Genomic DNA, 12,172 nt, shown 5'->3' with positions numbered 1-12,172 from the left:
AGTTTTAGTAGAAAAAAAGGCCGAAGCCTTTACTTCATTTCTTTGGCGCGCTGCTTTTCGGCTTTGGCGGTGGCACGGGCGGCGCGCTCCTGTTTCTTGGCCTCCTTGGCGGCATTGCGCTGCTCGCGGAGCTGAGCTTTTTGAGCCTTTTCCTGGCTGCGCTGCTCGCGCAGCTGCTTCTTCAGGTCGCTTTGCTGGTTGGCGGTTTCCTTCAGCTGGCTTTTGCTGTTGCGCACGGCCTGTTCGCTGCTATTGGCTTGCTGCTTTTGGGCTTCGTAGGTGGCTTTGGCATCGTTGGCACGTTGCTGCTGCTGCTCCGGCGTAAGCACGTCCGTGGTGGTGGGGGTAGCCGGCATAGCGGGGGAAACCGGCGTGGTTTGGGCCTGGGCCGAAAAAGCCGATGCCGCGATAATAGACAAGAGGCCAATAAGTTTTTTCATGGGGGCGGGCGATGAAACCCGGGTAAGTGCGGTCCGTGTACGCCGCGCCGGAGGCAAGGTTCTTACGTGTCTATTTTCTGAGATAATTAAGGGTCGGCTTGGCCGTTATTCTTCCACGTAGTTCAGGTCCTTGCCGTAGCTCTCGGGCAGGGTGCGCACGGCCCAGAAAGCCACCACCAGCGTCAGCGCCCCCAGCACCGCCGCGCCCGGAATGATGCCGCCCAGTGCCCCGCTCAGGTACTTGAAGGCCGGCACCAGCCCCACTACGGCCCCCCGGGCAAAGTTGGGGGCGGTGGTGGCCACCGTGGCCCGCAGGTTGGTGCCAAACTGCTCGGCGGCCACCGTCACAAACAGCGCCCAGAAGCCCACCGACATGCCCAGCACGAAACACACGCCGTAGAACGTGGCCGGCGAAGCGCCCTGCACCCCAAACAGATACACGCCCACCAGCACCGCGCAAAATACCAGAAACACTTGCAGCGCCTTGTTGCGGGAGTGCCAGTACTGGCTGAGCGCCCCGCTGAAAAAATCGCCAAACACCAGCCCGAAGTAGCACCAGAACACCGCCAGGCCGGCCGTGACCTCGCCCGTAAGCCCCAGCGCCCGCCCAAACTCCGGGGCCAGCGTCACCAGAATGCCCACCACAAACCACAGCGGCACCCCAATCAGCAGCACGCGCAGGTACTTGCCCAAGCGCACCGGGTTGGTGAATAGGCTGAGGAAATTGCCGCGCACCACGTCGGTCTGCGCCTGCACCTGCTGAAACATGCCCGACTCGAACACGCTTACGCGCAGCACCAGCAGCGCCAGGCCCAGCCCGCCGCCCACAAAGTAGGCATTGCGCCAGCCCAGTTTTTGCCCCACCCAGTAGCCCAGCATGGCCCCGCTCACGCCCACGGTGGCCACCACCATGGTGCCGTAGCCGCGCTTTTCTTTGGGCAGGCTCTCGCTCACCAGCGTGATGCCCGCGCCCAGCTCGCCGGCCAGCCCAATGCCGGCGATGAGCCGTAGCCACGCGTATTGCTCCACGCTGGTCACGAAGCCGTTGGCAATATTAGCCAGGGAGTACAGCAGAATGGAGCCGAACAGTACCGAGAGCCGCCCCTTTTTATCGCCGAGAATGCCCCACAGGATGCCGCCCACCAGCATGCCGCCCATCTGCATGTTAATCAGAAACAGCCCTTTATCGGTAAGCTCCGCCGCCGCCGTCACGCCCAGGTCCTTCAGGCTTTCAACCCGGACAATGCTGAACAGAATAAGGTCGTAAATATCGACGAAGTAGCCCAGAGCAGCCACAATGACGGCGGCGGTGAAAACAGTGTACTTGGGTGGCGAAACGGCTTGCACAGGCATGAGGCGGGGATTGAAGCCGAAAGATGGGCACTTCCGCCCAAACTGCCACGGCATCCGGCACGCCGCCTACTTAAAGTCCACCGGCACCACCAGCCGCACGCTCACGTTTCGGCCCTGGTTGAATACGCCGGTGCGGCCGTTCGCTGCGTTGTAGTCCGCGTATTTCAAGCGGCTCAGGTGGCTTTGGTAGCCCACGTCGAACAGATTATTCGCGGTCAGGAACAGCGAGAACAGCGTGCGGCCTTGGGCATTGGCTACATCGGTGCCCAGGCCGGCGTTTATTAGCGTGTAGCCGGGCGTAGCGGTTTCGGTGTCGAAGGCCGAAAAGAAGCGGTTCTGGGCGAAGGTGTGCTCCAGCTGCACGCGGGCGTAGGGATTGGTGATGCGCTTGCCCTGGCGGCGGAAATTGGCCCGCAGCTCCGATTGCAGCCGGTCGGCGGGAATAAAGGGCAGGTAGCGTTGGGCACTCTCCACGTCCAGCTGCTGGGCGCGCACCAGTGAGAAGGAGTTTTCGAAGTGCAGCCAGTCCAGCGGGTGGGGGTGAAAGTCGAGGCTGACTTCGCCGCCGTAGAGCCGCGCCTGACCCTGCTCGTAGCGAAACACCCCATCGCCCTCGGCACTCACCGAATCGGCGCCGCTAGGGGTGAGCAGCCGGCGCGTGAAAATGTAGTTATCGATGTTGTTGGTGAAGGCATCGACGCTGAAACGCACGTGGTCTGTGACGTAGCTAACGCCCGCATCGAGCTGTAGGCTGGTTTCGGCCGCCAGGTTCGCTTGGCCAATTTCGTAGCGAATGGTGCCTTCGTGAATGCCGTTCGAGCCCAGTTCGGCAATGTTGGGGGCCCGGAAGCCCCGCGAGAGGTTGCCTTTCACAGTCAGCTTTTCATTGAGATTATAGGCCGCCCCCAGACTGCCGCTGTAGTTGCGGAAGGTGCTGCGGAAACCCGGAAACTTGGGGTCGGCCGTGGGGTCGGTGCTGGGGCGCTCATTGCCGTCGAGCAGCAGGCGGTCGGCCGCAATCCGGCGCACGTCGTAGCGCAGCCCCCCGCTGATGTCGAGCGAGCCGATGGTCTTTTTGACTACCCCAAACACGCCGCCCTCGTTCACTTTGTACGCCGGAATCAGGAACTCGACGCCCAGGTTGCGGTTTTGCTGGTGCAGGCCGCTGGTACCCAGGGTCAGGTTCCAGCCGTTGCGCTCGGGCAGGAAGTAGCGCAGCGAGTAATCCACGGTGCGCAGCTGAAAGTAGAGCGAGGTTTCGGCCGGGTCGAGCACGTTGCCGTACTCGCGCCGCAGGTTTTGCTGGTAGCTGGCCTGCAGCGTGATGCGGGCCCCATTTTCGCCCAGCACAAAGTTGTTGTCGACTCCCAACCGCAAGTGGTTGATTTGCTGTTGGGGCACGGCCAGGCCGTAGCCGCGCAGGTCGGTCGCGCTCACGGGCATGGCCAGGGCCGAGTCGCCGCTGGGTACTTCCTTGAGGAAGCGTCCGGTGAGCCCATCGCGGGTGCCTTCTGTGAGGCCCACACGCTGGTTGAACGTGCTGAAGGTGAGGTGCGAATAGCCCCAGCCCTTGTTTACGCCCACGTAACCGTTGGCATCCCACTCATTGAAGCCCGAGTTGTACACCCGGCCGTCGTAGCGGTTCTGGTAGTTGCCGGCCACCTTGCGGGTGCCCCGGGCCAGCCAGTTCACGCCGTTCAGGTTGCCGGCGTTCTGCACCGAGTAGCCTTGCTGGTTGTTGTTGGGCTGGTAGCTGGCCGTGCCCAGGCCGGTGATGTGGCCTTCGGCCACCGGGTCGGGGGCCACGAAGTTGATGACGCCCGCCATGGCATCGGAGCCGTACAGCAGCGAGCCCGGCCCTTTAATAATCTCAGCCCGGTCCACGCTAAACTCGTCAATCTCAATGCCGTGCTCGTCGCCCCACTGCTGGCCTTCCTGCCTGGCCCCGTTGTTCAGGGTGATGACGCGGTTGTAGCCCAGCCCGCGCACCACCGGCTTGCTGATGGCCGCGCCGGTCGTAATCTGGCTCACGCCCGGCGTGTGGGCAATGGCATCCACCAGGTTCGAAGCAGAAGTCTGGTTGAGCCGGGTGCGGTCGACCACCGAGGTGGGCACCGGCGAGCGCCGCAGCTGCGTGGCCTGCGACACGCCCGTTACCACCACCTGCCCAATCTCGGTAGCTGCCACGGTCAGCTTAATATCCAGCGGCTGGCCGTTGCCGGTGTCCACGGTCTGGGTCACGGTGTTGTAGCCCAGCGAGCGCACCTGCACCGTGAAGCGCCCCCGCGGCAGGCTGTTGAAGCGGAAGCCGCCATCGGCCCCGGTCGCGGCCCCCTGTTTCAGGTCGTCGAATAGCACGGTGGAACCGGGTAGGCCCTCGCCGGTGGCAGCATCGGTTACGCGTCCGGTGAGGGGCGGTGCGGCGGCTGGCCGCACCCGCGGCGCCGCCGGAAGCTGCTGGGCAAAAGAGCCGGAACAAAATAGAGTTAGCCCTGCTGCCAGTGGCAGCCGAAAGAAAGATGCGTGCATGAAGAAAATGCCAAAACGGCCCGGCCCGCAGGCCGGCGCAAGGGCACGGCCGCGAACAGAGCGGGTTATTACCAGGAAAAAAAGAATGCGCCGGGAATCAGGCGCGGCGCGGCGGCCCGCGCAGGGAGCGGGCAAACAGCAGTTCGCCAGCCACCGCCCGCACGGGCGGCAACGCCACTGCCGACAGGTAGCGCGGGGCCACGCGGGGCGCGGGCAGCAGCACCGGCGCCCCGGCCTGGTACACCACATTATAGAACTGCTCAATCTCGCAGTGCTGGTGCCGGGCGCTGAGCAGCACCTTGCCCATGCGCTTGAAAGCGGGCACGTGGGCCGGTTCTTCCTTGGTATGGGCGTGGGTGTGCAAGGCTAATATCCACGCCTCGGGCAGCAGCGTCCGCGTGAGGCAGAGCAGCAGGAGTAAGGCGAGGTGGGAGCGGAGGGCTTGCACTGTGCAAAGATGGTGGTAACCACGCAAAGCTGTGCGAAAAAAGTTTCTGTTCAACACCGAGGCTAAATCCGTGCCGACGAGATTTCTCATAATCAGTGCAGTATCTTTCCTGCTGTGTGACCTGCTTAGCACTAACTTTTTGTGATAATTACGAGTATTTCTGACTTTTCCTTGCAATTCGACGAGGAACTGAGTTTGTTGCGCATCGAATGGGCCTCAGGCAATGACATGCGAACCTTCCGCGCCAGTGCCGAGCAGTTGCTGGTGCTTAGCCAACGGCTGCAAGTGCGCCGTCTGCTGCTCAACATGAACACCTTGCCCGATATTTCGGTGTACGACCAAGTGTGGCTGGGGGCACACTGGATACCCACCTTGGCAAAGTCAACTTTGGAGCGCGTGGTGCTCATCAATCACCGTCGGCGGGTGCATAACCAGCTGGCCATCGAGTCGCTGCTGGCTCAAATGTTGCCCATTATCCGGTTCGATATTCAGTATTTTCCGCAGTCCGGCCCGGGTTTGCACTGGCTCAGTGATTATTCTGACCGTTTGCCCGCGCTACTGGCCGAGTGGGACGCGGTGCACGGCCCCGCATCGCCGGGGTCCGGGGCCAATAGGTCCTACCCACTTTACCAGAGCCGGCCCTGAGCCATTGCGTGGGCTGGCTAGGTCCGCGCCCGCCGCTGTCAATCTGACAGCGCCCCGCCCCTTGGAACGTCCTTTGAAAGCTGCGCAAACCGTGGCCGGCTACTCCATGCCCGGCCATTCCGTCTGACTTTCAATTTCTCCGATACCCTACACCATTACCATGCAAGAAACCGGCTCCATCTCCATCCATACCGAGAACATCTTCCCCATTATCAAGAAGTTCTTGTATTCCGACCACGAGATTTTCCTGCGGGAATTGGTCAGTAATGCCGTCGATGCCACTCAAAAGCTGAAGAGCCTGGCCCAGCTGGGCGAGTTCAAAGGCGAATTGGGCGAGCTGAAAGTGCGCGTGACCGTGGACAAAGAAGCCCGCAAAATCACGATTTCCGACCACGGCCTGGGCATGAGTGGCGAGGAAATCAAGAAGTATATCAACCAGATTGCCTTCTCCGGCGCCACCGAGTTTGTGGAGCAGTACAAGGAGAAGGACGCGGCCACCAAAGACCAGATTATCGGTCAGTTCGGTCTGGGTTTCTACTCCGCCTTCATGGTGGCCGAGAACGTGGAAATCTTCTCGCAGAGCCATCAGGAAGGCACTGAAGCCGCCCACTGGATTTGTGATGGCAGCACGTCCTTCACCCTCGAAAGCACTGAGAAGGCCGAGCGCGGCACCGACGTGGTACTGCACGTAGCCGAAGATTCGGACGAGTTTTTGGAGGAGGCCCGGCTGCGCACCATCCTCACCAAGTACTGCAAGTTCCTGCCCATTCCGATTGAGTTCGAAGGCCAGCTCATCAACGACACCAGCCCAATCTGGACCAAGCAGCCCAGCGAGCTGACCGATGAGGACTACAAGAAATTTTACCAGGAGCTCTACCCCATGAGCATGGACGAGCCCCTGTTCTGGATACACCTGAATGTGGACTATCCGTTCAACCTGACTGGTATTCTGTACTTCCCGAAGGTGAAGGACGAGCTGCAGTTCTCGCGCAACAAGATTCAGCTCTACTCGCGCCAGGTGTTCATCACCGACGAGGTGAAGGACGTGGTGCCCGAGTTCCTGATGCTGCTGCACGGCGTGATTGATTCGCCGGACATCCCGCTCAACGTGTCGCGCAGCTTCCTGCAGGCCGACGCGGCGGTGCGCAAAATCAATACCTACATCACCAAAAAAGTAGCCGACAAGCTCAACGACCTGTTCAAAAAGGACCGGGCCGGCTACGAGGAGAAATGGTCCGACATCGGCATGTTCGTGAAGTACGGCATGCTGTCGGATGAAAAGTTCTACGACAAGGGTAAGGACTTCGTGCTGCTGAAGAACGTGGATGCTAAGCTGTTCACCATCAACGAGTACACCGAGCACATTCAGGCCAACCAGCAGGACAAGGACGGCACCACGGTGGTGCTCTACACCAACGATGCCGAGCAGCAGCACGGCTTCGTGGCTGCCGCCCAGGAACGCGGCTACGACGTGCTGAACTTCGACCAGGTGCTCGACCCGCACTTTGTGGGCCAGCTGGAGCAAAAGCTGGAAAAAACCAGCTTCAAGCGCGTGGACGCCGACACCGTGAGCAAGCTTATCGAGAAGGAAGGCACCACCGAAAGCGTGCTGACCGAAGACGACCAGACCAAGCTGGCCGAGGTGTTCAAAACCGCCATTGCCAACGAGGCCATGCACGTGAAGGTGGCCGCCCTCAGCCCGCAGGATGCCCCGGTGGTCATCACCCAGAACGAATTCATGCGCCGCATGAAGGACATGCAGCGCACCGGCGGCGGTGGCGGCATGCAGATGTTCGGGGCCTTCCCCGACTCCTACGACGTGACCGTGAACGCCAACCACCCGCTCACCCAGAAGGTGCTGGCCGACGGCGGCGACAAGCTGGCCAAGCAAGCATTTGATTTGGCGCTGCTGGCCCAGGGCATGCTGAAAGGCGAGGCCCTGACGGCCTTCGTGAAGCGCAGCACGGAGCTGCTGTAAGCCGCGTCAGCGCCTGGCCCCTGCCAAACACGGCCCTCTTCAACAAGAAGGGACGCCGGATGGACAGGACCGGGGCATTGATGAAATCGAAAAAGCCTGCTGAGAAGCAGGCTTTTTTTGTGTCTTTTTGCTTCGCGCAAAACCGGTACTCGCTTTCTTGGGGAGGGGCCGTGCCCGGAAGGGTCAGTGAGTGGATTTGGCCGCCAGGCCAGTCGTGCCCAATTGCGCCTGCACAAACCGACTAAATTCCTTGCTTGTCAATACCGTAACGCCGTCGGTGCTTGCCAACCACAGGCGCTGCTGCTTGTCTAGCTGCAGCAAAATCGGGTTGCCGGTACCGGGCAATTGCGGCAGCGGCACCAGCAGCCGCTTGGGCTCCACTTTATCGGTAGCAGGGGCGAAGCTGGCAAGGCGAGTGGCGGGCTCGTTGGGCAGCAGCAGCAGGCCCATGGCCGTGGCAAACAAGCGGCCCGCGCCGGCCACGTAGGCCACGCTAAAAACTTCGTTGCCAGGCCGGCCCAGAAACTTCACGGTGGGCAGCTCGGCTTCGGCCCCGCCGCGCTGGCCGCCGCCTTCGAACACGCAGATGGCGTCTGACATGACCACCCAGAGGTTGCCGGCGTTGTCAGGCAGCAGCTTTTCCACAATGTTGTCGGGGATTTCGTGGTTGGCCACGCCTTCCTCGTTGTAGCGCGTCCACTCCGGGCCCTGCTTGCGGCTCAGGCCGATGCTGGTGGCAATCCAGACGGAACTGTCGGCGGTGGCCACGCCGCCGTTGATGGCCGGTGTCTTCAGCTCCTGCACGAAGGCTCCGTTGGCCCAGCGAAACACGCCGTATCCGTTGGCTCCTACCCACATATCCCCCCGCACGTCCCGAAACAGCGCCGTAATGGCAGGGGCCGTGGCGGCGGCACCGGGCAGGGCCAACGGGCGCGGCCGGAAAGTGCCGGTGTGCAGGCGCAGCACGCCCGTGCCGGTGCCCAGCCAGAGGGCGGTATCGGCCAGCGCCGCACAGTAGATAGGGCTGTTTGTCTGGTGTTTGCGCACGAACTGCGCGCCCTCGAGCCGGAACACGCTGTGCTCGGTGATGAGGTAGGTGGCTTTGCCGGCGTGCAGCATAGCCACGGGCTTTTCGTGGCCGGCCACGGCGTAGTGCGGCCGGGGGCGGGCCAGGGCCGCCGCCCCGCCCAGGCTCAGCACCAACAAGGCCAGCAGCATCGGGCGTAAGCAATTAAACAATCGGTTTCGACTAGAGACGGACATGGCTACAACGCTGCGCAAGTGGTGTCGCAAAGGTAAAATTCAAGCTTTAAAATACTGGTTATGTAATTGTTAATAAGCAGGTTTGCTTCGTATCGATTCATAATGATTGTGTGATGAATGCATAATTTCTGCCTCATGGTACACGCCCAATTTTGCGGCCGGTTAGCACTCCATTCACCCATTCTTACCGGTCGTTTATGAAAGCGAAAATTTTACTTACCAGCGGCTTGCTGCTCTCGGCCCTGGCTGCCCGGCAGGAAGCCCGCGCGCAGGCCAGCTCCAACAACAACGTCATCATCTACATCGGCGACGGCTTCGGGCTGGCCCCCAAAACGGCCGCGCGCATGGCCATGGGCCAGGGCACCACCGGCAAGCGCTTCACCTCCGATGCTGGTTTTCAGGTGCTGGCGCTGGATAAGCTGAAGTACAACGCCACCGTCACCACGCACTCGCTCAACTCCTGGATTACGGATTCTGCCCCCGGGGCCTCGGTGTATGCCTGCGGCAAAAACGGCAAGCAGGACAACGAAGTCATCTCGCTGAATCCCGCCACCGGCGCGTCCATCGAAACCATTCTGGAAGCCGCCAAGAAGCAGGGCTACGCTGTGGGCCTGGTGAGCACGGCCCGCATCACGCACGCTACTCCGGCCGCTTTCGCCAGTCACATTTGGTACCGCGACCTGGAAGACTACATTGCGGCTCAGTACATTGCCTCGACGCAGCCCGAGTACGAAGCCATTTTCAACGCCAGCCCCACGGCCGCGTTCCGCTACACGGCTGCCCGCGATTGGGTGCTGCCCGACAAAAAAGTGGGCGTGGAGCTCGACGTGATGCTGGGCGGCGGCGGCCGGCATTTTCTGCCCCGCACGGCCACCGGTGGCACGGCCAGCCCCAACGAAGCCATTGTGGACGCCGCAGGCAGCGCTATTCTGACCGGTGCCGGCGCGCCCGCCACCATCCGGGGCAATCGCGCCGATGGTGTGGACCTGGTGAACTACGCCGTGACCCAGCGCAACTATAAGTACGTGAACAGCCGCGACGCCCTGCTCAACGTGAGCGCCAACCTGGCGCAGTACGGCCCCGGTGGCAAGAAACTGCTCGGGCTGTTCCACGCCTCGCACGTCAACTTCGAGCAGGACCGCCAAACCAGCGCCCCCTGGGAGCCCTCGCTGGCCGAAATGACCCGCGTGGCCATCGAAGTGCTCAAGGCCAAAAGCAATGGCAAAGGCTTCTTCCTGATGGTGGAAGCGGGCCGGATTGACCACCTCGAACACGCCAACACCGGTGGCATCACGGTGGTAGCCGGCACCGGGGCCGCCGGCCAGTACACCGTCGATTCGGACAAGCCCGTGTACGCGGGTGGGGGCGACGCCAACTATGTCGCCACGCCTGCCACGGCCCGCACCACCAACGTGTACGCTTCCGATTACATGATTAAGGAAGTGCTGGCGTTCGACTACGCCGTGGCCGAGGGCCGGAGCCTGATGGCCGTGCCCGCCAATGGCAAAACGCTGCTGTTCAGTACTTCTGACCACGAGTGCGGCGGCTTTGCCGTAACGGGCCTGCACGACGAGGCCGACGCCCAGCAGAACGGCACCAAAATCCGCACCTACTCCGGCCAGATTACCAAGTCGGTAGCCGCCGAGGCGGGCTATGCTACGCCCACCAACCTGGTGCGCGGCGACGGCGGTACCGGCGGCTGGTTCCCGGACTATGTGATGACCACGTTTCAGGGCAAAGTCTACCCGCAGCCGGCCTCGGCCACGGCCAAGCGCATTGTGGTGGCCTACGGCTCAAACCCCCTCACCAACGGCAACGGCACACGGGCCAGCACCGGCGTGGGCAGCAACCAAGGGGGCACGCCCGGCAACCACACCCCGCAGGACATTTGGGTGGGCGCAGAAGACAACACCAACAACCCGCTGCACGCGGCGGCCATCAGCGGCCAGGGCCTGCTCGACAACACCGCCATTACGCCCATAATGGCTAGGTTTATGAACCTAACGGACTTCGGCATTGCGCTCGGCGTGCGCGGCGCTGGCACCACCAAAATCGAGGCGCAGCTGCAGCTCAGCCCTGTGCCTTTCGACGGCCAGTTTAAGGTGGGCTTCACGTTGCCAACGGCCGGCCTCGTCACAGTCGAGCTGTTCGACCAGGTGGGCCGCCGCGTCCAAACAGTGGTTGCCGATAAGAACTTCCCCAGCGGTACGCAGACCGTGTCCGTGGACGGTAGCCAGTTGGCCGCCGGGTTCTACGTGGCCTCTGTGACGATAAATGGCCAGGTGATTTCGAAGAAAACGATTAAGCTGTAATCGGTATCTCACGAGGCTCTCCTAGGTGAGCCCTCCTCTAAAATAGGGATAGCGCCAAAAGACAATGGCCCGCTGCTAATGCAGCGGGCCATTGTCTTTTTCTCTGTGCGTCGGCGCTACGCCTTCACGTTCCGCGCCACCACAAACATGCGGTCGCCAAACCGGCCCGTCAGCTTGTTCAAATAATAGGTGGGGTACTGGCCGGCCAGCTTGCTCGCCTTTTCCAATATGCTGCCGCCGAGGCGAATATTTTTCGGCGGCTTCACCGGGTTCAGCAGCTCGATTACTTCAAAGCCTTGCTTGTTCAGCATTTTGGTGATGGTGTCCGGCGTAAATTCAAAGAGGTGATAGGGCGGGATGTCCATCTTGCGTTCTTTGCCGAGCGCGCCGTAAGCCGCGAAGCCCAGGCGCACCGTGGGCAGGTTCAGCGTGGCGGGCAGGGCCAGCACCAGCAGCCCGCCCGGCTCCAGAATGCGGTGAAACTTGGCCAGCGTGGCGCTGGGTGAGAGCAAATGCTCCAGCACGTCGCCCATGTAGGCGAGGTCGAACTGGTTTTCGTGGAAGTCCTCGGTGGTTTCGATGTTGCCCGTCACCACCGGCAGGTGCAGCTCACGGCGGGCAAACTCAGCGGCGTGGGCCGATATTTCGAGGCCGTGCGCCCCCCAGCCCAGGTTTTCCAGGCTTTTGAGGGTGTAACCGGGGCCGCAGCCCACGTCGAGGTACCGGAACTGGCGGCCGGGGTACTTGGCCAGCATGTAATTGGTGAACTTGTCGGGCCGAACCTGGTTTAGGGCACGCTGCTTCTGGCCTTCTTCAATAAAAACAATATCCTGCTGGGTGCGGTCGTAGTTGGGGCGCTCGGTGAAATAGTCCTTACCGTAGAGCCGTTCCAGCTGCGCGGGCGTGGGTTGAGGGTTGAGAAACATCAGGTCGCAGCTGCGGCACTGGGTGCCTTGCAGCCTTTGGCCTTCGAATTCATAATAAAAAGGCAGCTTCTTAAAATCGGGGCTGCCGCACAGGTCGCAGGTACGCATGGCGCAAAGGTAGGGGCGCATATTTGCGTCTCCGCGGCTGAGTCAGTTGGTTTCAGGATGAAACGCACCAATTTACTGTTCAACGATTATACGCAAATACGCGTCTCTACATGAACTGTGTTAAAAATTAAGGGGTGAGGGTGAGTTTTGAGCTAAAATCAGCTTGATAG

9 protein-coding genes are annotated in these 12,172 nt (G+C 61.5%); 3 read left to right on the top strand and 6 right to left on the bottom strand.

The annotated features are described in order from the left end of the window. Positions 1-29: 29 nt before the first annotated feature. The 4 genes from IEW17_RS08275 to IEW17_RS08260 form a co-directional block, all read right to left on the bottom strand. Positions 30-440, bottom strand: a complete 411-nt coding sequence (locus tag IEW17_RS08275) for a hypothetical protein (RefSeq protein WP_188561571.1) — start codon at positions 438-440, stop codon at positions 30-32. Between the two features lie 105 nt (positions 441-545). Beyond that, the gene (locus IEW17_RS08270) at positions 546-1,793 is read right to left on the bottom strand and encodes an MFS transporter (protein ID WP_188561570.1); all 1,248 of its coding nucleotides are present in this window, start codon (positions 1,791-1,793) and stop codon (positions 546-548) included. A gap of 66 nt (positions 1,794-1,859) precedes the next feature. Continuing rightward, complete coding sequence (locus IEW17_RS08265) at positions 1,860-4,322, bottom strand: TonB-dependent receptor (RefSeq protein WP_188561569.1); 2,463 nt, start codon at positions 4,320-4,322, stop codon at positions 1,860-1,862. 97 nt (positions 4,323-4,419) lie between these two features. Then, complete coding sequence (locus tag IEW17_RS08260; protein WP_188561568.1) at positions 4,420-4,770, bottom strand: hypothetical protein; 351 nt, start codon at positions 4,768-4,770, stop codon at positions 4,420-4,422. A gap of 171 nt (positions 4,771-4,941) precedes the next feature. Between IEW17_RS08260 and IEW17_RS08255 the strand changes: the two genes are divergently transcribed. Together IEW17_RS08255 and htpG are read left to right on the top strand one after the other, a co-directional pair. Next, positions 4,942-5,415 carry a hypothetical protein gene (locus IEW17_RS08255; protein ID WP_229748881.1) on the top strand — a complete coding sequence of 158 codons (474 nt, stop codon included), beginning with the start codon at positions 4,942-4,944 and terminating at the stop codon, positions 5,413-5,415. Between the two features lie 160 nt (positions 5,416-5,575). After that, positions 5,576-7,393: a molecular chaperone HtpG gene (gene htpG, locus IEW17_RS08250; protein WP_188561566.1), complete on the top strand. Its 1,818-nt coding sequence runs from the start codon at positions 5,576-5,578 to the stop codon at positions 7,391-7,393. 183 nt (positions 7,394-7,576) lie between these two features. Here the strand turns inward: htpG and IEW17_RS08245 are convergent, their stop codons facing one another. Continuing rightward, positions 7,577-8,611: a ligand-binding sensor domain-containing protein gene (locus tag IEW17_RS08245; RefSeq protein ID WP_188561565.1), complete on the bottom strand. Its 1,035-nt coding sequence runs from the start codon at positions 8,609-8,611 to the stop codon at positions 7,577-7,579. Between the two features lie 242 nt (positions 8,612-8,853). Between IEW17_RS08245 and IEW17_RS21335 the strand changes: the two genes are divergently transcribed. Continuing rightward, the gene (locus tag IEW17_RS21335; protein ID WP_188561564.1) at positions 8,854-10,968 is read left to right on the top strand and encodes an alkaline phosphatase; all 2,115 of its coding nucleotides are present in this window, start codon (positions 8,854-8,856) and stop codon (positions 10,966-10,968) included. A gap of 116 nt (positions 10,969-11,084) precedes the next feature. Here IEW17_RS21335 and IEW17_RS08235 read toward each other — a convergent pair whose 3' ends face one another. Next, a complete protein-coding gene (locus IEW17_RS08235) occupies positions 11,085-12,002 on the bottom strand; it encodes a class I SAM-dependent methyltransferase (RefSeq protein ID WP_188561563.1) in 918 nt (305 codons plus the stop codon). Positions 12,003-12,172: the final 170 nt, after the last annotated feature.

It is taken from the genome of Hymenobacter frigidus (assembly GCF_014640435.1).
In the GTDB taxonomy this organism is placed as follows: Bacteria; Bacteroidota; Bacteroidia; order Cytophagales; family Hymenobacteraceae; genus Hymenobacter; species Hymenobacter frigidus.
The sequence above is the reverse complement of the archived record's forward strand: the minus strand, read 5'-3'. Positions and strand labels throughout refer to the sequence as shown.